A 21,294-nucleotide genomic window follows, 5' to 3' on the forward strand; every position below is an offset into this window, starting at 1 on the left:
GGGGAGGGTGGCAACGCGCCCGAATGGGAAAATAGGTTCAACGCACCAGACTGATCGCGTTTCCATCCCATGACGCTTCCCTCAACGTAACCCCGCATGGCGAAGGGCGCCACGCGAGCGTGGCGCCCTCACCCCGGGACGAACCGGGGGCTACTGCAGGGTGCGCGGCTTGTGGGAGAGCCGCGACTGCTCAAATGCCTTGATGTCGGCTTCATTTCGCAGGGTCAGCGAGATGTCGTCGAGGCCCTCGCGCAGGCGCCAGCGGGTGTAGTCGTCGACGTCGAAGGGCAGCACCGTATCGCCGGCGGCGACCGTGCGGGCCTCCAGGTCGACGGTGAGCTCCAGGCCCGGCTCCTCCTCGAGCTTCTTCCACAGCAGCTCGACGTCCGACTGCTCCATCTGCGCGGCCAGCAGGCCGGCCTTGCCGGAGTTGCCGCGGAAGATGTCCGCGAAGCGCGACGAGATGACCACGCGGAAGCCGTAGTCCATCAGGGCCCACACGGCGTGCTCGCGCGACGAGCCGGTGCCGAAGTCGGGGCCGGCGACGAGCACGGAGCCGTCGGCGTAGACGGGGCGGTTGAGCACGAATTCGTCTTCGTTGACGCGCCAGTTCTTGAACAGGCCGTCCTCGAATCCGGTGCGGGTGACGCGCTTGAGGTAGACCGCCGGGATGATCTGGTCGGTGTCGACGTTGGAGCGCCGCAGCGGCACGCCGACACCGGTGTGGGTGGTGAACTTCTCCATGGGTGGAGTCCTTTCGGAAGGTACGTGTCGGTGGTCGGTCTACAGGTCTTCCGGCGACGCCAGGTGGCCGGCGACGGCGGAGGCGGCGGCGACGGCGGGGCTGACCAGGTGGGTGCGGCCGCCCTTGCCCTGGCGGCCCTCGAAGTTGCGGTTCGAGGTCGACGCGCAGCGCTGGCCGGGCTCGAGCTGGTCGGGGTTCATGCCCAGGCACATCGAGCAGCCGGGCTGGCGCCACTCGGCGCCGGCGGCGGTGAACACGGCGTCGAGGCCCTCGGCTTCGGCGAGCTCGCGGACGCGTGCGGAGCCGGGGACGACGAGCATCTGCACGCCGTCGGCGACCGTGCGGTCCTTGAGGATGTCCGCCACCGCCCGCATGTCCTCGATGCGGCCGTTGGTGCAGGAGCCGACGAAGACGACGTCGACGGGGATGTCGCGCATCGGGGTGCCGGGCTTCAGGTCCATGTACTCCAGGGCGCGCTCGGCGGCGAGGCGCTCGTCGTCGCCGGCGATGAGCTCGGGGTCCGGCACGGTCTCGCCCAGGGGGACGCCCTGTCCGGGGTTGGTGCCCCAGGTGACGAAGGGCGTCAGCGCGGAGCCGTCGATCTCGACGACGGTGTCGAACTCGGCGTCGTCGTCGGTGACCAGCGAATCCCAGTACTCGACGGCGGCGTCCCACTCCTCGCCCTGCGGCGCGTGGGGGCGGCCCTGCAGGTACTCGTAGGTCGTGGCGTCGGGGGCGATCATGCCCGCGCGGGCGCCGGCCTCGATGGACATGTTGCAGATGGTCATGCGGGCTTCCATCGACAGCTTGGAGATCGCCTCGCCGCGGTACTCGATGACGTGGCCCTGGCCGCCGCCGGTGCCGATCTCGGCGATGATCGCCAGGATCAGGTCCTTCGACGTCACGCCGGGGCGCAGCTCGCCGGAGACGTTGACCGCCATGGTCTTGAACGGCTTGAGCGGCAGCGTCTGGGTGGCCAGGACGTGCTCGACCTCGGAGGTGCCGATGCCGAAGGCCATCGCGCCGAACGCGCCGTGGGTGGCGGTGTGGGAGTCGCCGCACACGACGGTGGTGCCCGGCTGGGTCAGGCCCAGCTGCGGGCCGACGACGTGGACGATGCCCTGCTCGCGGTCGCCCATGGGGTGCAGGCGGACGCCGAATTCCTCGGCGTTGGCGCGCAGCGTGGCGATCTGCGTGCGCGACGTCGGTTCCTTGATCAGCTCGATCGCCCCGCCGGCGGCGCCGTCGGTGGGCACGTTGTGGTCCTCGGTGGCGATGGTCAGGTCGGGGCGGCGCACGGGCCGGCCGGCCAGGCGCAGGCCGTCGAACGCCTGCGGGGACGTGACCTCGTGGACGAGGTGGAGGTCGATGTAGATGAGATCGGGTTCACCGTTCTCGCCCTGCTTGACGACGTGGTCGCGCCACACCTTTTCGGCGAGCGTCTTCGGGCTGGCGTCCGTGGTGCTCATGGTCACCTCTCGGGTCGTGATGGGCTGCTGTGTCATCCTTGGATCCGGCGCATCGGGCCCGGGTGGAGGCTCCGATGGTTACATCCCAGATCGTGAGATGTTAATATCATGGCATGGGACAGACTAGCACAGCCGACGCCGCCCCGATGAGCGGGATCAAGGTCCTCGACCGGTCCGTTCTCATCCTCACCACGGTCGCCGCCGGCCCTTGCACGCTGGCGGAGCTGTGCGACCGCACCGGGCTGCCGCGGGCGACCGCGCACCGGTTGGCCACCGCGCTGGAGGTGCACCGTCTGGTCACCCGCACGCCCGATGGCCGCTGGACCACGGGCCCGGGCCTCACCGACCTGACGCCGGTCACCGCGGACTTGCTTGCCGACGCCGCCGCCCACGTCCTCCCCCGACTCATGGAGACCACCGGGGAGTCCGTCCAGCTCTATCGTCTCACCGGCGACACCCGAACGTGCATCGCCTCCCTCGAGCCGGCGACGGGCCTGCGCAATACTGTCCCCGTCGGCTCCCGCATGCCGCTGTCGGCCGGTTCCGCGGCGAAGATCCTGCTGGCCTACGGTCCCCCGGGATTGGCCGAGCGCATCCTCCCCGAGGCGGATTTCGGTGCGGGGGAGCTGGCGGACGTCGCAAAGCAGGGATGGGCCGAGTCCATGGGCGAGCGCGACCCCGCGCTGGCCAGCGTCTCCGCCCCGATCCGCGACGGCGCCGGGGAAATCGTGGCGGTGCTGTCCATTTCCGGGCCGGTCGAGCGCCTGTCGCCGTCGCCGTACGAGGCCTGGGGGCGCGAGGTGCTCACCGCCGCGGCCGACATGGAGAAGCGGTTGTAGTGGGCCCGGCGCCCATGCCCTCCCCGTCCGCATCTCCGTCGCCCATGTACCGCCATTTCGTCCTCGGCATGTCCACGCTCGCCGCGGTCGGGTCGTCGGTGGTGCACATGGGCACGCCGTTTCTCATTCCCGCACTGACCGCGTCGGGCCTGTCGCTGCCGACCGCGGGGCTGATCGCGGCGATGCCGGCGGCGGGCATCGTGGTCACGCTCATCGCGTGGGGATGGTTCGTCGACGTCTTCGGCGAGCGCGCCGCCCTGTCGCTGGGCCTCGGCTCGACGGCGGCGATGACGGGCGTCGCGGCATGGGCCTCCGAATCCGGTCCCGCCCTGCTCGCCGGTGCGCTCTTCCTCGCGGGCTGCGCCGCCGCGTCGGTCAATTCGGCGTCGGGACGCGTGGTCTCAGGCTGGTACCCGCCCTCGCAGCGTGGCACGGCGATGGGCATCCGGCAGATGGCCCAGCCGCTCGGTGCCGCATTGTCCGCGGTGACGTTGCCGGTCCTCGCCGCCGCCCACGGCATCCGCGCGGCGCTGATCTTCGCCGCCGTCCTGTGCGCGGTGCTCGCCATCGCCTGCCTGCTGGGCATCAAGGATCCGCCGCGCCCCGAGTCCGGTTCCGCCGATCACGCGGCCGCCGCCGCGAGCCCGTATCGAGGATCCCGGTACCTGGTGCGCATCCACGTCGCGTCGGCGATGCTGTCGTGGCCGCAGTCGATGATGGGCTCGTTCATCCTCGTGTGGCTCATCGGGCGCGGGCATTCGGAGGTCTCCGCCGGCGTCATCGTCATGATCGCCCAGCTCTGCGGCGCGGGTTCGCGGGCCGCGATGGGCTTCATCTCCGATCGCGCGCGCTCGCGCCTGCGCCCGTACCGGCACGTCGCCATGGTCACGCTGGGTTTGCTGCTGATCATGGCGCTTTTCGACGGCCTGGGCACAGGCTGGGCACCCGGCACCACCGACGGGGCCGGAGCCGATGCCTTCGCCACCTCTCCCCTGGGCATCGTGGCGACGATCGTCGTATGCGCGCTGGCGGTCGCCGCCGTGTCGCCGAATGGTCTGGCCTTCACCGCCGTGGCCGAGTACGCCGGCCCGCTGTGGTCGGGGCGCGCCCTGGGGACGCAGAACACGTTCCAGAACATCATCTACGCCGCCACTCCTCCGCTCGCCGGCGTCGTGGTCGCGGGAGTGGGCTTCCCCGCGCTGTTCGCCATCTCAGCAGTATTCCCCGCCGTGGCGCTGGCCGTCGGCCCGCGCGGCGACGAACGCCGCCACGCGACCCTGGAGCCGTGATCCGGGGGCGCCTTACGCGATGGCGTGCAGCTGCTCCACGAGGGCGGTGAACTCACCCGTCAGCCGCCCGCACCCAGGCACCTCACCGAGACGCACCGAGTAGACCCTGGCAAGTTCGGAGTACCACCACAGCTGCTTCTCCCGGCCCGCGTTGAAACGATCCCACAGGGAGTCGCCCTGCGCCTCCAGATCGATGAGCGTGGACTTGAGGTTGTGCAGCTTGTCGCAGGTGCTGACCAGGACCGCGGGGATCGAGGCGTCGTGCTCGAGGTGCTGCAGATACGCCTCCGAGCGAACCTGCCACGACGGGTCGTCGACCTTCGTCAGTTCTTCGACGAGACCGGTCACCCGATCGCCGAAGTCGGCGCGCATCCGGTCGACGCCGTAATGCTCGGGCACGTCCTCGAGGGTGTCGTGGAGCAACGCCGCGATGATCATGTCCTCCGCAGTCGCATCGGCCGCATCGCTCGTGCGGCCCTCGCCGGCCTCGCCGACGTCGACGCCATCGGCGAACTCCGCCACCAGCATGGCGACGGCGAACAAGTGCGCCGCATAAGGGGTGTCGGTCATCTTCCGCACGTGATGGCGGTGCGCGATGCTGGCGACGTCGATCGCCTTCATCACTCTCGGGGTCATCCGGGTCGACGTCATCCGGGTCGACGCAGATGCGCGGCCGGAGCCGTCCGGGCGGGAATCCTGAATCTGGGGAACCATGGCGGTCCTTTCGACGGAGCCGTGCGTGGCCGGGCAACGCCCACGCATGCGCGACACTATCCCCCGCCCCGGATCGTGCCCGCCGACCGTTCGAACACTCGTGGCCACGCTCCCCATTCCCGCGGCCTCGAACACAGGACACCGTACCCGGGACCCCGACAACGAAGAAGGCCTCCACCGTGTGGTGGAGGCCTTCTGCTTTGTACCCCGTACGGGATTTGAACCCGTGCTACCGCCGTGAGAGGGCGGCGTCCTGGGCCGCTAGACGAACGGGGCTCAAGACCGCGATGACGTTCCCGTTTCCGGAAGCGCTCTTCGCTGACTTGAAGAAGATTAGCAACACCCCTCGGCGCACTCCTAATCGCCTGGTGAGACCCGATTTTCACACCTTCTGCAGCCCTCTGGAGCGAATCCCGAATCTCGTGCCGGCCCGCCGCCCAAGCAAAAAAAGAAGACCTCCACCAAAAGGTGGAGGTCTTCTTCGTTGTACCCCGTACGGGATTTGAACCCGTGCTACCGCCGTGAGAGGGCGGCGTCCTAGGCCGCTAGACGAACGGGGCGCAGAACTCGCTGCCGATCATTGCTGATCAGCTGGAATTCAGCTGGCCTACCAGGACTCGAACCTAGAACGACGGTACCAGAAACCGCTGTGTTGCCAATTACACCATAGGCCATTGCGCTTCCGGCTCCCGGCCTTGCGACCGGCTGCCGTTGCAACGAGGACTAATATAGCCAGAGTTCCCGGAAGCACACAAATCCACTGGTCACGGCACTTTTAGCGCCGCCGACCGTGAGTCCGCTACTGCGCGGCGTCGGTCTGCCAGGGCGTGACCTCGCGGGCGGCCTTCAGGCGCGCGAGCGACTTCCCGCGGCCCAGCAGCTCCATGGACTCGAACAGCGGCGGCGACACCTGCGCCCCGGTGACGGCGACGCGGATCGGGCCGAAGGCCTTGCGCGGCTTGAGCTCCAGATCCTCGATGAGCGCCTTCTGCAGGGCGGCCTCGATGGACGGGGTGGTGAACTCGTCGTCGGAAAGCCCCTCCACCGCGGCGATGGTGGCGTCCAGCGCCGCCACGGCGTCCTCCTTGAGGTTCTTGCGGGCGGAGCGCTCGTCGAGCTCGAACTCGTCGTCGGGGACCACGAGGAACTTCACCAGGTCCCAGGCCTCGCCGAGGGTCTTGATGCGCGTCTGCACCATCTCGGCCAGGAACGCGAAGTCCTTGGCCGGGTAGTCGACCGGCCAGTCGCGGGTCTCGGCGAGGTAGGTGCGCAGGCGCGCGGCGAAGTCCTCCGGCGCCAGGCGGCGGATGTGCTCGGCGTTGATGGCGTCGGCCTTCTTTTGGTCGAAGCGCGCCGGGTTGGAGTTGACGTCGGCGACGTCGAAGGCGGCGACCATCTCGTCCATGGTGAAGACCTCGTTGTCCGCCGAGATCGACCAGCCCAGCAACGCCAGGTAGTTGAGCAGGCCCTCGGGAAGGAAGCCGTTGCGGCGGTGGATGAACAGGTCCGACTCGGGATCGCGCTTGGACAGCTTCTTGTTGCCCTCGCCCATGACGAACGGCAGGTGGCCGAAGTGCGGGGCGCCATTGCCCACGCCGATGCGCTCCAGCGCCCGGTACAGGGCGATCTGGCGCGGCGTCGACGGCAGCAGGTCCTCGCCGCGCAGGACGTGGGTGATCTCCATCAGCGCGTCGTCGACGGGGTTGACCAGGGTGTACAGCGGCTCGCCGGTGGAACGGGCGATGACGAAGTCGGAGACCACGCCGGCCTTGAACTCGACGCGGCCGCGGACGACGTCGTCGAAGGCGATGTCCTCGTCGGGCATGCGCAGGCGGATGACGGGGTTGCGGCCCGCGGCGCGGAACGCCGCCTTCTCCTCGTCGGTGAGGTTCCGGTCGTGGTTGTCGTAGCCGAGCTTGGGGTCGCGGCCGGCGGCGCGGTGGCGGGCCTCGGTCTCCTCCGGGGAGGAGAAGGACTCGTAGGCCTCGCCGGACTCGATGAGCTTGGCCAGGACGTCGGCGTAGATCTCCTTGCGCTGCGACTGGCGGTACGGGCCGTGCGGGCCGCCGACGTCGATGCCCTCATCCCAGTCGAGGCCGAGCCACGTCAGGGCGTCGATGATGGCCTGGTAGGACTCTTCGGAGTCGCGCGCGGCATCGGTGTCCTCGATGCGGAACACGAGCTTGCCGCCGGTGTGGCGGGCGTAGGCCCAGTTGAACAGGGCGGTGCGGATCAGGCCGACGTGGGGGGTGCCGGTCGGTGAGGGGCAGAAGCGGACGCGAACATCAGACATGCTTGACGACGATACCCGCCTCCACTCCCCCACTCAGCGCCAACCGGGCGGCGGCTAGTTGCCGGCCCATTCGTCGGCGATGCGCCCGGAGTAGCCGAGGTCCGCGAGCCGGTCGAGCCACGCCCCGATCGGCGCGGCGCCGCTGCCGGGGGCGCCGCGCCCCGGGGAGTCGGCGATCTGCACGTGGTGCGGCAGCGGCTGCTGCCCCGCGGCGACGTCGTCGAGCCACGCGTCGACGTCGACGCCCAGCTCCGCGAGGTGGAAAAGGTCGAGGAGCAGCCCGGCCCCCGTGTCCCGGCACAGCTCGACGGCAGTCCATGGGCCGCGCACGGGCAGGTCCGGGTTGCCGGACATCGGCTCGATGAGCGGCGTAAAGCCCGGCAGCGCGTCGGCGACGGCGCGCACGTGCCGCCGCTGCGTCTCCGTCACCTCGGGGCCGCCCGCGCCGGGGAGCAGATTGCCCATGGCCACGCCGGTCAGGTCGCGCAGGCGGCGGATGGCGTCCAGGTGGGCGTCGGAAAGCATCCGTTCGTGCAGGACCCCGCGCTCGCCGGCGGCCATGTCGCCGGCCCACAGATTGATGGCGACCAGCCGCACGCCCGCCAGGTCCAGCGCCGCGGCGAAGTCCCGGACTTCGCTTGCCGACGGCTCCTCCACCGCGAACGGCCACCAGAATTCGACCTCGCGGTAACCGGCGCCGGCGGCGGCGCGGGCGGCATCGGCGGGAGCGCGGCCCGGGAAGAGGATCGAGCAATTGGCCACGTGATCGGCGGGGGTCATGCACGCCAGCGTAGTGGCGCATGCCACAATTCGAGCCATGAACGAGGCAAGGACGGGTGGCCGCAAGTTCGCGCTGGTGACCGGCGGCGGCGCGGGCATCGGCGCCGAGGTCGCCACCGCGCTCGCCGCCGACGGATGGACCGTGCGGATCTGCGGGCGCACGTCGGAGGCCCTGGAACGGACCTGCGCGGCGGACCCGGAGCGGCTGAGCTGGGCGCGGTGCGACGTCACCGACGAGGCCGGCGTCGACGCGCTGTTCGCGGGCATCGCCGAGGATTTCGGCCGCATCGACCTGGTCGTGGTCAACGCCGGCGTGCCCGGGCCGACCGCGCCGCTGGGCGAGATCGACGCCGAGGGATTCCGGGGCACCGTGGAGATCAACCTCACCGGGGCCTTCCTCACCGCCCGGGCCGCATTCCGGGCCATGGCCGCCCAGGACCCCGCCGGCGGGCGGATCCTGTTCAACGGCTCCATCGCCGCGCAGACGCCGCGCCCGCACTCGGCGCCCTATGCTGCGTCGAAGGCGGGGCTGGCCGGGCTGGCCGCAGTGACCGGCCTCGACGGCCGGGCCCACGGCATCACGGCGACGCGCATCGACATCGGCAACGCGGCCACCGGGCTTCTCGCCGGCTTCGGGGCCGCCACCGGCGCCCTGCAGGCCGATGGCTCGCGCGTGGAGGAGCCGACCTTCCCCGCCGCCGAGGCCGCCCGGGCCTTCGTCTACGCCGCATCGCTGCCGCCGTCGGCCGTCGTGGACCAGCTCACCGTCACCGCCGCCGGAATGCCGTTCGCGGGGCGGGGCTGAGCCGACCGTGAACACCCCTGACATGGAGGTTTCACCGCCGAATCGGTTCCCGGGGCACCGCTGGGTATCATCGAATCACACCCGGGATGACGGATCGGCCGGGGCAGTGCACCGCACTCACCGGCCCGTTTCCGGCATCGCGACTGGTCGAGCGACGGAAGGCGGTGAACGGGTCCGATGACTTCGGAAGGCGACGAATGCGTCCGCGGGCGACGCGGCCCCTTCGACGGGCGCCCCGCCACCGCCCCGGATTTCCTGCTCTCCCGCAGCCACGGCTCCGTGCGCACGCAGGGCTCGCTGGCCACCTACACCGACCCGTGGCTGGCCGCCGAGCGCCTGCGCCGCGGCGAGCACCAGATGGTCGTCGGCGCCATCCCGTTCAACCCGGAGCACCCCTCCGCGCTGACCGTGCCGCGCGAGGTCATCCGCTCCGAGCAGCCCCTGGAGCCGCCGGCCCACTACCGGTGGAATTCGCCGGACATGAAGGCCCGCATCGTCGGCCATGACCCCTCGCCGGAGGACCATCTCGAGCGCATCGATGCGGCGATCCGCACCATCAAGGTCTCCGGCCTGGAGAAGATCGTGCTGGCCCGCGCGCTGGACCTGGCCATCGATCCGCCGATCGACCCGCTGCAGCTGTCGGCCCGCCTCATCGACCGCTCCCCCAACCGCGACGGCTTCGTCGCCGACCTCGGCCCCGCCGGCGGCCGCTTCACCGGACGGCTGCTGGTCGGCTCCTCGCCGGAGATGCTCGTGCGCCGCCGCGGCCGCTACGTCGAGGCCTTCCCGCTGGCCGGGTCGGCGCCCCGCTCCCGCGACCGCGCGGCCGACGAGGCCGCCGCCGCCAAGCTCACCGCCTCGCGCAAGAACAACGACGAGCACGAATTCGTCGTCGACGACATCGCCGACAACCTCGAGCACCTGTGCTCGCACCTCGACGTCCCCCATGAACCGCAGCTGCTGAGCACCTCCGAGATGTGGCACCTGGGCACCTTCATCCGCGGCGAACTCAAGGACCCCGTCATCTCCGCCCTGGACCTGGCGCTGCTGGTCCACCCGACGCCGGCCATCTGCGGCACACCGACCGAATCGGCGATGAGCGTCATCGAGGCCGTCGAATCCGACCGCGGCTTCTACGCCGGCTGCGTCGGCTGGTGCGACTCCGACGGCGACGGCGAGTTCGTCGTCTCCATCCGCTGCGCCGAGATCGACGCCCGCGGCTCCGACGCCCGCCTGTGGGCCGGCGGCGGCATCGTCGCCGACTCCAACCCCGAAGAAGAGCTCGCCGAAACCACCGCGAAGCTCCGCACCGTCCTGCGCGCCTTCGGGCTCTGATTCTCCCCGACCGAACTCACCCGGGCACGCGAGAACCCCTCCCCGACCTCGAAGGTCCGGGAGGGGTTCGTCGTCAAGCAGGAAGAACCGGCTAGGCGCGCTCGACCGGGTTGGCCAGCTTGCCGATGCCCGGGATCTCGATCTCGATGCGGTCGCCCGGGAACATGGCCGCGGTGCCGGCCGGGGAACCCGTGCAGATGATGTCGCCCGGCAGCAGGGTGATCGACGCGGTGAGGAACTCGATGATCTCCGGGATCGACATGATCATCTGGTCGGAGTTCGAGTCCTGCTTGGTCTCGGTCACGCCGTTCTGCGTCAGGTGCGCCTTGATCGGCAGGTCCTGGTAATCCAGCTCGGTCTGGATCCACGGGCCGATCGGGCAGAACGTGTCAATGCCCTTCGCGCGCGCCCACTGGCCATCGGCGAACTGCAGGTCGCGCGAGGACACGTCGTTGACGATGGTGTAGCCGAAGATGACGTCCTCGGCGTCGGCCGCCTTGACGTTCTTGCACGGCTTGCCGATCACGATCGCCAGCTCGCCCTCGAACTCCACCTTCGTGGCGAAATCCGGGATGCGGATGGGCGCCTCGGGGCCGATGACGGCCGTCGGCGGCTTGAGGAACATCGTCGGCGGCAGCGACTCGCCGGAGGTCTTGAAGACCTCCTTGACGTGGTCGGCGTAGTTGCGGCCGATGGCGACGACCTTCGACGGCAGCATCGGGGCGAGCAGCCGCACGTCGGCGAGCGGCCAGGAACGGCCGGTCTTGGTCACCTCGCCGAACGGGTGGCCTTCGATTTCGTGCAGCTGGACACCGTCATCTTCGCCTTCGACGAGCGCGAAGCACATGCCCTCGGGGTGGGCGATTCGAGCAATACGCATGCGGCACAGGTTACATGGTGAACCGTCGATCACCGTGATCGGGCCCACTGGCCCGGGCACCCCCGCTCACCTGGGCAGTCCCGCGGCGTCCTGCGCCAGCCACAGTTCCGCGCCCGCCAGCGCGTCGGTGAGCGCATGGTGGGCCTTGTAGGGCGGCAGGCCGTAGCGCTCGCGGCACGTCCACAGGCGCAGTTCATCGCGGCGCGGCTCGCGGTCGGCGGCCTGGTACTTCAGGTATTCGCGCTGCATGGTGTCGGCGACGTCGACCTTGAGCCCGGCGCCGAGGTGCCGGCGGCAGGCCTTGTCCAGGAAGCTGATCTCCAGCTTGGCGAAGTGCGCCAGCAGCTTCCGGCCCTTGAGCGCCTCGATGACCATCTCGATGGCCTCGGCGGGTTCGACGCCCATGGCCACGGCGTCGTCGGTGAGGCCGTGCAGCGTCGCCGATTCGCCGACGGAGGCCTCCCCCGCCGCGCCGCGCAGGATGACGTGGTTGGCGCCGCCGAGCACGATCTCGTTGCCGTCGACGGGCACCCAGCCGATGGACAGCAGGCGGTCCTTGTTGGCGTCGAGGCCCGTGGTCTCCACGTCCACGGCCAGCCAGCGGTCGTCGCGGGTGGGGGTGTCGTAGAACTCGGCGAGCACGCCGGTTGCTTTGCGACGGCCACCGCCGAACATCGAATCGAAGAGTCCCATTGCTACCGTCCCGTCACGACATCTGGTTGATGGGGTACTTCGTCGCCAGCGACTGCTGCAGGCGGCGGATCACCCCGAAGGCGTCGCGCAGGTGCTCGCGCTCCAGGCGGGACAGCTCCTTCGGGTTGACGTGGTTGTCCGGGTCCTCGCCGGCGTTGACCGCGTCGTGGTGGTGGGCGAGCTGGACGCTCGCCAGGAAGTCGAAGGCGTCGCGCAGGTCCGCGGCGCCCTGGCGGCTGACCGCCCCGGCGCCGGCGGCGGCGTTGAGGCGCTCGCGCGTGCCGATCTGCGGCAGGCCCGACGCCACGGCGAACAGGCGGGCCATCTGCACGACGGTGGCCAGGCCGCCCTTCTTGATGTCCAGCGTGTTCTCGTGGCTGCCGCCCTTTTCCAGCACCAGGCCGCGGAAGAAGCCCAGCGGCGGCTCGCGGTGCGCGGCCAGCTTGGCCAGGTGCGCGTGGAGGCGCTTGGAGCCCTCGGCGATGGGCACGTACGTCGAGCGGAGATCGTCGACGAGCTGGTCCTCGCCGTGGATGCCGCGGATGTCGAAGAAGGTCTGCGCATGCAGCAGCGCGTCCGGGTCGGGCTTGGTGATCCACTGGTGGAACACCGTCTTCCACGACGACAGGCTCCTGCGCCACTCCGGGTTCGACGCCATCATGTCGCCCGGGCACAGCGGGTAGCCGCATTCGGCCAGCGCCTCGCAGACGAACTCGGTGAGGTCCGTGAAGTACTGGCCGTGGGCCGCTTCGTCGTAGGAGTCGTCGATGATCAGCGCGTTGTCCTGGTCGGAGGCCATGCCCATTTCGCGGCGGCCCTGGGAGCCGAGGACGACGAACGAGTACGGCACCGGCGGGTGGCCGAACTTCTCCTCGGCCATGTCCAGCAGCCGGCGGGCCACCGCGTCGGCGGTGACGGTGAGCAGGCGCGAGATCTCGTCGGCGGAGACGCCGCGCTCGATGAAGCGGCTGACCACGCGGCGGGAGTTGGCGGCGACCTCGGAGATCTCGGCGATGGTCTTCTTCCGCGCCAGCGTCGCCGTCGCGTAGACGGGGTCGGTGTGCAGCGTGCGCAGCAGGTCGCCGATGACGACCATGCCCACCACGCCGGAATCGTCGGCCACCGGCAGGTGGTGGTAGCCGCGCTCGGCCATGAGCAGCATCGCCTCGAAGGCGAGCATCGACGGCTCGACGGTGACGGGGTTGGGCGTCATCACCTCGCCGATGACCAATTCGGGACCGTGGCCGGCGGCGAGCACGCGGCGGCGCAGGTCGCGGTCGGTGAGGATGCCCGCCAGCTCGCCGCCGTCGATGATGAGCAGCGAGGAGACGTTGCGCTCGGTCATCACCTTCGCGCCCTCGCCGATGGTGGCGGTGGATTCGATGTGCACCGGGTTGCCGGCCATGAGGTCGGCGACGCGGGTGCGCAGTGCGTCGGAGGACGCCGAGCTGCGCAGGTCCGAGGCGACGGCGCGGATGCGGGCGTTCTCGCCGCCGAAGTGGTGGCTGATCTGTGGGAAGCGGGTCATCAGATCGTCGAAGACGTCCTCCGGCACCGCGAGCAGCAGCGTGTCCTCGACGGCAGTCATCGTGTACAGCGACGGCTCGTGGGACAGCATCGTGGAGTAGCCCATGGTGGCGCCGTCGTCGCGGCGGTCGAGCAGCGTGCCGGAGGCGTCGAAGACGTCGACGAGGCCCGAGCGCACCACGAACAGCGCGTCGCTGGTGCGGCCGGCGGAGATGACCTCCTGGCCGCGGCGGGCGTAGCGCATGGTCAGACGGCCGGGCAGAGTCGCGAGTTCGTCGTCCGGCAGTTCCGAGAACGGGGGCGTCTGGCGAAGGAAATCGCGGATTTCGTCGAGCTCGACGGACATGGTGTCTCCTGTGGCTCCGGCCGGGAAGGGCCCGGCGGCATTCGTTTCCCCCAGAATATCGAACACCGCTGCTAGGTTGGCCCCATGTTCAGCCGACGCAGCAATACAGGACCCGGGGACACCCCCGAACCCGCCCCCGCGATGGAGGAACGACCCGTGAGCGCGGACATTCCCACTGATATTCCCCCTGAACTCCCCTCCGACGACGCCGAGCTCATGCACTCGCTGCGGTCCCGGCTCTTCGACCGGATGACCGAGGAGACCCGCGACGCGGAGTACGCGTACTCCCGGCGCATCGGCCCGCTGGTGGAGGTCATGTGCCGCGATCAGCCGTCCCAGGTGTCCACGCTGACCGACGCCCAGCTGGCGGGCCGCGACCTGGAGCTACTGTTCGCCGCGGCGCGGAAGAACACCGAGGTCGAGCCGTCGGACCTCTCCCCCGTCGAGGTCGAGGGCGGTGGCCCGATGTGGCTGCTGGAGGGCGACCACTTTTTCGTGTCCTCCCAGCTGGCGTCTCTGCCCGCCCGCATCGCCGAGCGCGCGGGCGTCCCGGCCGTCGGCGAAGGCGTGCTCGTCGTCGCCCCTCGCCGGGGTTCGCTGGTCGGCGTGCCGCTCATCGACGAGTCCTCGCTGCAGGGCGTGGGCATGCTCTTCGATTTCCTCGACCGCTTCGGCGACGACACCGGCTTCGAGGGCCTCTATTACATCCACGACCCCGAGGTCTCCTCCGCCACCGTCGGCTCGGGCTTCAGCGATGGCCCGCTGATCCAGAACGTCCGCGGCCCCTCGGGCCCCGGCGGCAAGCCCTCCGTCGTCGTCGACGGCCCCTTCGAGGACGCGATGATGCGCGCGGGCCTGATCAACCCCGGTGGGCCGGCCGACGGGGATGCCGGGGCCGGACCAGGTGAACGGTGAAAGCCGTGACCGTCGCAAAGCCTGCCGTGTGACATCGATCACGGCTATGGTGGATGCATGAACACGCGCAACCCCGCCCGCCCCCTGGAATCCCACATTCTCACGGCGTTCGACGCGATCGCCGCGATCGTCGGCGGCATGGACGACGAGGTGGCCAACGCCCGCCCCGACATCCCCGGCGTGAACTCCCCGCTGGTGCTGCTGCGCCACGTCGGCGGATCGGCGCGGCACTGGCTCGACCACGTGTGCCTGGGCAACGAGGACGTCCGCGACCGCAGCGACGAGTTCTCCGCCTCCGGCAGCGTCGCCGCGGAGCTGGAGCGCCACGCGGCGCAGCGCGAGGTCATCGCCGCCGCGCTCGAGCAGCTGCGCGACGCCGACCCGCAGGCCGCGCCCGCCGCACCGCCGGCCGACAAGCAGCGCTGGTGGCTGCCGACGATCGGCGGCGTCATGGTGCACGTCTACAACGAATGCGCCCAGCACCTGGGACACCTGGAGATCACCCGCGACGCCCTGCTCGCCGGGCTGCCGCGCGCCGGACAGAAGCGGTCGGTGCTGGACCTGATCATCGACGAGCTCGACCGCCAGGGCCATCCCGCCGACGCGATCGAGCCGGACGAGTACTACGGCGGCCACGTCATCACCACCACCGACGGGATGCAGTTGGGCACCGTCGACATCGAGGCCGCGTGCATCCGCGTGTCCGAGGGCGTCGTCGGCCCCGAGCGCACGCAGCGCCGCCGGTGGGTGGTCCGCGAGCAGCTCATCGCGCTGCTGGAGGAATAGGGTTGGCGCGTTCCGATTCCGGCGCGGCGGCCCCGCGCACCACTCCCCTGCGCCACGGCTGCGGGCATCCCCACCATTGCCCGGAGCCGGTGCGCCTGCGGGTGCTCGCACGCACGCCGCTGTTCCGGGGGCTCGGCGACGACGTCATCGCCGACGTCGATTCCCGCATGGCCGCCCACGCGTGGGCCGGGGGTGAGCACCTCTACGTGGAGGGCGATCCGGCCGAGGAGCTGTTCGTGCTGGCGTCGGGCCGGGCGAAGGTGCTGCGGACCAGCCCCGATGGCGTGGAGACGATCCTCGATGTCCTGGGCCCGGGCGACCTTTTCGGGGGCTTGACGACGCTCGGCGTCACCCGCCACGGCGAATCCGTGCGGGCGCTGCAAACCACGTGTGCCCTGCGCATCGGCGCCGTCGAATTCCGCGCACTGCTCGCCGACCATCCGGAGGTCGCCGTCCGGGCGTTCGACGAGGTCGCCGCGCAGCTGCACGAGGTGCGGGGGCTGTTTTCGGCGACGACGACCGGCACGGTGGCCCAACGCGTGGCGCACGTCCTGCTGCGGTTGGCGGCGAAGTTCGGGGAGACGCGCCCGCAGGGGCTGGTGATCCAGGTGCCGCTGTCGAGGGCGGACATCGCGGCGATGGCGGGATCGACCACCGAATCGGTGAGCCGGGCGATGAGCGCGATGCGCCGCGACGGCCTCATCGACTCCGGCCGCAAGTGGACGTCCCTGCTGGACACGGCCGGTTTGAGGGAGCTTTCCGGCGAATGTGCAGTTGATTGATCCACGTCAATGACCGCCGGGCGCGGCGGCAATAACTTCAGGGGCGTCAACAGGAAATCGGGCCGGTACCCCGGCCCCCGCCCCGGAAGGACACGACGATCATGTCTGCCACCACCAACTCCAACACCACCAACTCCGTCCGCACCCTCCTGCGCGCCGAGGGCTTCTCCTGCCCGTCGTGCGTGTCGAAGATCGAGAAGCGCCTGGGCCGCCTCGACGGCGTCGAATCCGTGAAGGTCCACTTCGCCAGCTCCCGCATCGAAGTCGACCACGACCCCGATGCCGTCGGAACCGATGAACTCGTCGCCCAGGTCCGCAAGGCCGGCTACGTCGCAAAGCCCGCGGCGTTCTGACGCCGACCCGCCCACCTGGTGAATCGAAGGAGACGACGATGAACATGTTCAATCGGATCAGATACGGGCGATGGACGGTGCCGGCGGTGTCCGGCGCGCTCATCGCGGCGTCGTGGGCGACCGGCTCCGACGCCCTCATGGTCGCCGCGGCCGTCATCGCCGGCTGGCGGATCGCCGTCAACGCGGTCCGCGCGCTGCTGGCCCGCGACATCGGCATCGACGCGCTGGTCACCGTCGCCGCGGTCGGCGCGATCGCGGTGCGCAACTACTGGGAGGCCGCGGCGGTGACGTTCCTCTTCGCCATCGGCGCGGCGCTCGAGTCGGCGACGCTGGCCAAGACGCGGTCGGCGCTGCAGGAGCTCGTGGCCGTCGCGCCGGACGTCGCGGTCGTGCTGCGCGACGGCGTGCCCGAGGAAGTGCCGGCCGGGTCGGTCGAGCCGGGCGAAACGGTGATCGTGAAAAACGGCGCGAAGGTGCCCGTCGACGGCGTGGTCGCCGAGGGCGTCGGCGCGATCGACCAGGCGTCGATCACCGGCGAGTCGGTGCCGGTGGAGAAGGTCGCCGGCGACCGCGTCTTCGCCGGCACCATCTCCCGCGGGGGCTTCCTGCGGGTGCGCGCCACCGGCATCGGCGCGGACACCACGCTTGCGCGGATCATCCACCGAGTCGAGGAGGCGCAGGACGCCAAGGCCCCGACTCAGACGTTCATGGAGCGTTTCGCCCGCTGGTACACGCCCGCCGTCATCGTGCTGGCGCTGGTGTCGGGGCTGGCGTTCCTCGATTTGGAGCTCGCGCTGACGCTGCTGGTCATCGGCTGCCCGGGCGCGCTGGTCATCTCGATTCCCGTGTCCATCGTCTCCGGCATCGGCCGGGCCGCGCGCGACGGGATCCTGATCAAGGGCGGCGAATACCTGGAGACCGCCTCCCGCATCGACCTGGTGGCCGTGGACAAGACGGGCACGTTGACCGTGGGCTCCCCGCAGCTCACCGACGTCGTCGCGCTTGACCGCGACCTCGGCCGCACCGGCCTGCTCGCCTGGGCGGCGCGGGCCGAGGCCGGGTCCGAGCATCCGCTGGCGCGGCCCATCCTGGAGGCCGCGACGGACGAAGGGCTGGACGCGTCGTTGCCCGACGAGGTCGAGTCGGTGCCGGGCAAGGGCATCCGCGCCGACGTCGGCGGCACCCGCGTGCTGGTGGGCAATGCGGCGCTGCTGGCGGAGTTCGGCGTCGATGGCGCCGATCCCGCCGCGACCGCCCGCGCGTCCGAGGTGGCCGCCGGGCTGGCGGAGTCGGGCCGCACCCCGATGATCGTCGCCGTCGGCGATCGGGTCGCCGGCGTCATCGCCGTGGCCGACCGGGTCCGCGACACGGCGGCCGACATGGTCGAGTCGCTCCACGCCGCGGGTGTGAAGGACGTGGTCATGCTCACCGGCGACGTCGAGCCCGTCGCCCGGGCCATCGGCGCGGAGACCGGCGTCGATCAGATCCGCGCGGGGCTGCTGCCGGAGGGCAAGCTCGACGAGATCGTCGGGTTCCAGCGCCGCGGCCGCGTGGTCGCCATGGTTGGCGACGGGGTCAACGACGCCCCTGCATTGGCGACCGCCGACATCGGCGTGGCCATGGGAGCGGCAGGATCCGCGGTCGCGGTGGAGACCGCCGACGTGGCGCTGATGGCCGATGACCTGCTGCGCCTCCCGGAGGCCATCGACCTGGCCAAGCGCACCCGCGCGGTAATGCGGCAAAACATCACCATCGCCCTGATCACGGTCGCGGCGCTGTTCGCCGGCGTGTTCGCGGGCGGGGTGACCATGGCGATCGGGATGCTCATCCACGAGGCGTCGGTGCTGGTGGTCATCGGCAACGCGATGCGGCTGCTGCGCCGCACGCGGCGGGCTACTCGTCGAGCTTCAGCCCCGGGTACTTCTGCCACTCCGGCAGCCCGCCATCGCGGCGATAGCACGCCCACCCTGCAATCAACCACACGGTGAAGAAGCCCAGGGACTCCGCCGAGTAGGCCGGGGTGAGGGCGCCGAGGTCCGTGAACACGAACTTCGACGTATACGCGGCCCAGGCCACGGCGCCGATGGTGAGAAACACGTCCCGCTTCATCGGGAGTCGCTTCCCGGTGGAGCGGTTGTACGCGTACCGGCACACCCCCAGCACGATCCACACCATGAATGCGGCCACCACACCGCTGCTGACGTAGATCAATCCCCGCTCCTCGAATGTCGTTCCGGCAGTCTCGCGCCGGCCACGCTACTCCCCGCGCCATGCCGCTATCGGCCGTTCGCCGGAATCATCGGCGACGGCGACCGCACCGCGGGATCTAACTGCCGACGCTTCCGCGTTTTCATGCAACGAAATCGCGGAAGCGTCGGCAGTTAGTGTCGCTCACCCCGGGAATTTTCCGGCATGCGCATCGGCAATGCGCCGCGGCACGGCGCAGTCGGCCGCGTGCTTCAGCCCTTCGCGTCAGCCCTTTACTTCAGCCCTTTGCGACGGCGGCGGCGATGCGGTCGCCGACCTCGGTGGTGACGATCGGGGCGTCGCCACGCTCGGCGACGTCGGCCTCGACGGCGCGCTCGATGCGGGCGGCGTCGTCCTCGCGGCCGAGGTGGCGCAGCATCATCGCGCCGGAGAGGATCGCGGCGGTCGGGTCGGCGATGCCCTGGCCGGCGATGTCCGGAGCGGAACCGTGGACCGGCTCGAACATCGACGGGTTGGTGCGGGAGGCGTCGATGTTGGCCGATGCCGCCAGGCCGATGCCGCCGGAGATCGCACCGGCCTCGTCGGTGATGATGTCGCCGAAGAGGTTGTCGGTGACGATGACATCGAACCGCGACGGCTGCGTGACCATGTAGATGGTCGCGGCGTCGATGTGGCTGTAGTCGACCTCGACCTCGGGATACTCGGCCGCGACCTCGTCGACGGTGCGCTGCCACAGGCCGCCGCCGTGGACCAGGACGTTGGTCTTGTGCACCAGCGTCAGCTTCTTGCGGCGGGTCATGGCCAGGTCGAAGGCGTAGCGGACCACGCGCTCGGCGCCGAAGCGGGTGTTCACCGAGGTCTCATTGGCCACCTCCTGCGGCGTGCCGACGCGGATCGCGCCGCCGTTGCCGGTGTAGGCGCCCTCGGTGCCCTCGCGGACGACGACGAAGTCGATCTCGCCCGGGTTCTTCAGCGGCGACTCGACGCCCGGGTACAGCTTCGACGGGCGCAGGTTGACGTGGTGGTCGAGGGCGAAGCGCATCTTCAGCAGCAGCCCGCGCTCGAGGATCCCCGGCGGCACCTTCCGCGGGTCGCCGATGGCGCCCAGCAGGATGGCGTCGTGATCGCGCAGGCTGTCGAGGTCGGCGTCGGTGAGCAGCTCGCCGTTGCGCTCGTAGCGGCGGGCGCCCAGGTCGTACTCGGTGGTCTCGAAGTCGCCGATGGTGGCGCGGAGGACCTTGAGGGCCTCTGCGGTGACCTCGGTGCCGATGCCGTCACCGTCGATGACGGCGATCTTCAGCGTGCCGGTGGTATCGCTCATTGTCGCGGGGATCCCTTCTCACTATATGGACGCTGCCATCCTATCAGATGGGATTCACCGCCGACCACTGCGACGCGTCACCACCCCGGCGGACGCGAACGGCACAGGTCGAACCACAACTCCTCACCGCACAGATCCGCGCCATTGAGCGCGCCGCAGCATCGCTCGCCCAAGTTGGCTCGGGTCGCCTGAGGATCCTGCAGGCAATATTCCTCGTACCCGACGGATCCGTCCGTCATGATCGCCTGCCCGGGAGAATCCTCGACGCAGTAGTAGAAGTACGTGGTCTCTCCCCCATCCGCGTTGACCTCGGAGCCGCCCGCACCAGCCCCCGAGCCCGATGCCGACGCAGTCGCGGACTGGCGGTATTCGTGCACGTCGTAGACGACGTCGGCGAGGTTGCCCGCATCCGTCGTCGACAGGAACTCCCACTGCGGGGTCGCGCAGTTGGTGAGCAGCATCCATCCCCGGTCCCCCTGCTGCGACGCGACGACCGTGCCCACGGAGTTGACCAGGCTCGCATTCAGCATGACGTTCTCGTTCACGCCCCGGAAAACCACGAGGTACGTCACAATCCCGCAATCGTTCATCGACATCGGCCACTGCCCGCCGTCGAGCGTCGCCGCATTCGGACCGGTGACTTCCGACACCCGCACGCGCCCGCTCGCCGAGCGTTCGAGCCGGTAATCGCCCCACGCATCGACGGCCTCCGGCGCGGGCCCCGACATCACGACGTCGAATCCGGCTCCCTCGAGCATCGCCGCGGAGTCCATGGCGGGCGCCTCCTCGGTCGCCTCCGCGTCCTCGGATTTGCCGGTGGCGGGGCTGCTTTGCGACGTCGTGTCCGGCGCCGCAACGCCCCCATCCCCCTCGTCATCGCCGCCGCGCATTGCCACCGCGATGACGGCCGCCGCGATCGCGATCACCGCCAACAACGCGACGATGATGATCGCCCCGCGCAGCGTCGGCGACATCCGATTCGGGTCGGCCCCTGCGCTCGCGGGAACTGCGGTGCCCCACGAGTGATCGTCGTAAAGCGGTTCATTGTCCGTGCTGCCCATGGCCCACCGGCCTCCTCGGTTCCCGGAGACCCACCGGCCAAGCCCGCGCGAATCTCGTTTCACCCGCAAGAATACTCCCGGCACGCCGGATCCCCGATGCCGCGGCCCTCCCCCGACCCGGTACCCCCGTCACTGCACTTCTGCGGACCCGCG

The 21,294-nt window shown here is 70.2% G+C and carries 20 protein-coding genes and 3 tRNA genes; 9 read left to right on the forward strand and 14 right to left on the reverse strand.

Annotation, left to right across the window (positions count from 1 at the left end; genetic code table 11):
- Positions 1–150: 150 nt before the first annotated feature.
- Both leuD and leuC read right to left on the reverse strand, forming a co-directional pair.
- Positions 151–744: a 3-isopropylmalate dehydratase small subunit gene (gene leuD, locus ACFWGD_RS01465; protein WP_377776735.1), complete on the reverse strand. Its 594-nt coding sequence runs from the start codon at positions 742–744 to the stop codon at positions 151–153.
- Between the two features lie 39 nt (positions 745–783).
- Entirely contained in the window at positions 784–2,214 is a 1,431-nt protein-coding gene (gene leuC, locus ACFWGD_RS01470; protein ID WP_377776736.1) for a 3-isopropylmalate dehydratase large subunit, read from the reverse strand.
- A 113-nt stretch (positions 2,215–2,327) separates the two neighbouring features.
- Here leuC and ACFWGD_RS01475 point away from each other — a divergent pair, with 113 nt between their 5' ends.
- On the forward strand, positions 2,328–3,053 hold the full coding sequence (locus ACFWGD_RS01475; protein ID WP_377776737.1) for an IclR family transcriptional regulator: 726 nt from the start codon (positions 2,328–2,330) through the stop codon (positions 3,051–3,053).
- A 44-nt stretch (positions 3,054–3,097) separates the two neighbouring features.
- Entirely contained in the window at positions 3,098–4,342 is a 1,245-nt protein-coding gene (locus ACFWGD_RS01480; RefSeq protein ID WP_377776738.1) for an MFS transporter, read from the forward strand.
- A 12-nt stretch (positions 4,343–4,354) separates the two neighbouring features.
- Here the strand turns inward: ACFWGD_RS01480 and ACFWGD_RS01485 are convergent, their stop codons facing one another.
- The 6 genes from ACFWGD_RS01485 to ACFWGD_RS01510 form a co-directional block, all read right to left on the reverse strand.
- Positions 4,355–5,056, reverse strand: a complete 702-nt coding sequence (locus ACFWGD_RS01485) for an HD domain-containing protein (RefSeq protein ID WP_377776739.1) — start codon at positions 5,054–5,056, stop codon at positions 4,355–4,357.
- A gap of 203 nt (positions 5,057–5,259) precedes the next feature.
- A tRNA-Glu gene (locus tag ACFWGD_RS01490) sits at positions 5,260–5,332 on the reverse strand.
- A 211-nt stretch (positions 5,333–5,543) separates the two neighbouring features.
- Positions 5,544–5,616, reverse strand: a tRNA-Glu gene (locus ACFWGD_RS01495).
- 42 nt (positions 5,617–5,658) lie between these two features.
- Positions 5,659–5,730: transfer RNA gene (locus ACFWGD_RS01500), tRNA-Gln, on the reverse strand.
- A 125-nt stretch (positions 5,731–5,855) separates the two neighbouring features.
- Positions 5,856–7,349, reverse strand: coding sequence for a glutamate--tRNA ligase (gene gltX / locus ACFWGD_RS01505; protein WP_377776740.1), 1,494 nt, complete (start codon positions 7,347–7,349; stop codon positions 5,856–5,858).
- Between the two features lie 54 nt (positions 7,350–7,403).
- Positions 7,404–8,129 carry a TIM barrel protein gene (locus tag ACFWGD_RS01510; protein ID WP_377776741.1) on the reverse strand — a complete coding sequence of 242 codons (726 nt, stop codon included), beginning with the start codon at positions 8,127–8,129 and terminating at the stop codon, positions 7,404–7,406.
- A 37-nt stretch (positions 8,130–8,166) separates the two neighbouring features.
- Between ACFWGD_RS01510 and ACFWGD_RS01515 the strand changes: the two genes are divergently transcribed.
- Positions 8,167–8,934, forward strand: a complete 768-nt coding sequence (locus tag ACFWGD_RS01515; protein WP_377776742.1) for an SDR family oxidoreductase — start codon at positions 8,167–8,169, stop codon at positions 8,932–8,934.
- A 177-nt stretch (positions 8,935–9,111) separates the two neighbouring features.
- Positions 9,112–10,269, forward strand: a complete 1,158-nt coding sequence (locus tag ACFWGD_RS01520) for an isochorismate synthase MenF (RefSeq protein ID WP_377776743.1) — start codon at positions 9,112–9,114, stop codon at positions 10,267–10,269.
- Between the two features lie 91 nt (positions 10,270–10,360).
- Here the strand turns inward: ACFWGD_RS01520 and ACFWGD_RS01525 are convergent, their stop codons facing one another.
- From ACFWGD_RS01525 to ACFWGD_RS01535, 3 genes are all read right to left on the reverse strand, one after another.
- Positions 10,361–11,149 carry a fumarylacetoacetate hydrolase family protein gene (locus ACFWGD_RS01525; RefSeq protein ID WP_377776744.1) on the reverse strand — a complete coding sequence of 263 codons (789 nt, stop codon included), beginning with the start codon at positions 11,147–11,149 and terminating at the stop codon, positions 10,361–10,363.
- 66 nt (positions 11,150–11,215) lie between these two features.
- Complete coding sequence (locus ACFWGD_RS01530) at positions 11,216–11,842, reverse strand: exonuclease domain-containing protein (protein ID WP_377776745.1); 627 nt, start codon at positions 11,840–11,842, stop codon at positions 11,216–11,218.
- Between the two features lie 13 nt (positions 11,843–11,855).
- Positions 11,856–13,715 (reverse strand): DUF294 nucleotidyltransferase-like domain-containing protein, encoded by a 1,860-nt coding sequence (locus ACFWGD_RS01535; RefSeq protein ID WP_377776746.1) that lies wholly within the window; start codon positions 13,713–13,715, stop codon positions 11,856–11,858.
- Between the two features lie 156 nt (positions 13,716–13,871).
- Here ACFWGD_RS01535 and ACFWGD_RS01540 point away from each other — a divergent pair, with 156 nt between their 5' ends.
- The 5 genes from ACFWGD_RS01540 to ACFWGD_RS01560 all read left to right on the forward strand — a co-directional run bounded on the left by ACFWGD_RS01540 (position 13,872) and on the right by ACFWGD_RS01560 (position 18,539).
- Entirely contained in the window at positions 13,872–14,630 is a 759-nt protein-coding gene (locus ACFWGD_RS01540) for a hypothetical protein (protein ID WP_377776747.1), read from the forward strand.
- Between the two features lie 57 nt (positions 14,631–14,687).
- On the forward strand, positions 14,688–15,416 hold the full coding sequence (locus ACFWGD_RS01545) for a DUF664 domain-containing protein (RefSeq protein WP_377776748.1): 729 nt from the start codon (positions 14,688–14,690) through the stop codon (positions 15,414–15,416).
- 2 nt (positions 15,417–15,418) lie between these two features.
- On the forward strand, positions 15,419–16,198 hold the full coding sequence (locus ACFWGD_RS01550) for a Crp/Fnr family transcriptional regulator (protein ID WP_377776749.1): 780 nt from the start codon (positions 15,419–15,421) through the stop codon (positions 16,196–16,198).
- A gap of 101 nt (positions 16,199–16,299) precedes the next feature.
- Positions 16,300–16,551: a heavy-metal-associated domain-containing protein gene (locus ACFWGD_RS01555; RefSeq protein ID WP_377776750.1), complete on the forward strand. Its 252-nt coding sequence runs from the start codon at positions 16,300–16,302 to the stop codon at positions 16,549–16,551.
- A 38-nt stretch (positions 16,552–16,589) separates the two neighbouring features.
- Entirely contained in the window at positions 16,590–18,539 is a 1,950-nt protein-coding gene (locus ACFWGD_RS01560; protein WP_377776751.1) for a heavy metal translocating P-type ATPase, read from the forward strand.
- On the opposite strand, the gene ACFWGD_RS01565 is transcribed toward ACFWGD_RS01560, so the two are convergent.
- From ACFWGD_RS01565 to ACFWGD_RS01575, 3 genes are all read right to left on the reverse strand, one after another.
- A complete protein-coding gene (locus tag ACFWGD_RS01565) occupies positions 18,445–18,762 on the reverse strand; it encodes a hypothetical protein (protein ID WP_377776752.1) in 318 nt (105 codons plus the stop codon). The two genes, ACFWGD_RS01560 and ACFWGD_RS01565, sit on opposite strands and share 95 nt — an antisense overlap.
- Positions 18,763–19,036: 274 nt before the next feature.
- Positions 19,037–20,059 (reverse strand): 3-isopropylmalate dehydrogenase, encoded by a 1,023-nt coding sequence (locus ACFWGD_RS01570; protein ID WP_377777010.1) that lies wholly within the window; start codon positions 20,057–20,059, stop codon positions 19,037–19,039.
- A 98-nt stretch (positions 20,060–20,157) separates the two neighbouring features.
- Positions 20,158–21,141 (reverse strand): hypothetical protein, encoded by a 984-nt coding sequence (locus ACFWGD_RS01575; protein ID WP_377776753.1) that lies wholly within the window; start codon positions 21,139–21,141, stop codon positions 20,158–20,160.
- Positions 21,142–21,294 lie beyond the last annotated feature (153 nt).

Origin of the sequence: Corynebacterium sp. NPDC060344, from assembly GCF_042725215.1 — a bacterium.
GTDB lineage: Bacteria > Actinomycetota > Actinomycetes > Mycobacteriales > Mycobacteriaceae > Corynebacterium.